Below are 515 nucleotides of genomic sequence, written 5' to 3'. Positions count from 1 at the left end.
CCCTGTCCGAGGACGGGGCGCAGCGGCCGCTGGTGGTTCCGCTGCCCGCGCCGCGGAGCCGTCGGATGACCGAGGGAACGGCGGTCGGGCACGCGGCTCCGGCGGAGGAGCCCGCGGTCGCGGCGGAGGCAGGATCAAGAGGAGGGCTTGGACCATTGGCAGGAAGAGCGTTGGGAGCCGCGGTGGTCGCCATCGCGGCGGCGGGAGCTCTCGGAGGAAGCGCGGAGGCGGCGGTCCGCCCGACCCCGCCGCCCGCCGACTGGCTGGAGACCGCGGTGTCGAGCCTCGGGGTGGGCGCCAAGACGACGGTGCCCAAGAGCGAGCAGCCCGCCGCCACGGCTGAGGCCGCGAAGAAGACCGCCTCGTCCACGGCGATCTTGCCGCGCGGCAAGGCGGCCGACGTCCCGGACGGGAAGGCCACCGCCTCCTCGACCGTGACGCCGAGCGGCAGGCCCACGACCACTCCGGGCAGCACACCGACCACGGCACCGGCGGGCACGCCGTCCACCACGGCG

General features: G+C 76.3%; 1 pseudogene. It reads left to right on the top strand.

The features are described from left to right. Nucleotides 1-170 precede the first annotated feature (170 nt). A pseudogene (locus tag ACYVE7_RS35610) lies at nt 171-515 on the top strand (hypothetical protein); the annotation flags it as partial.

Source organism: Actinocorallia lasiicapitis (assembly GCF_054778695.1).
Note: the sequence above shows the minus strand (reverse complement) of the source record. Positions and strands in the feature narration are given on the sequence as shown.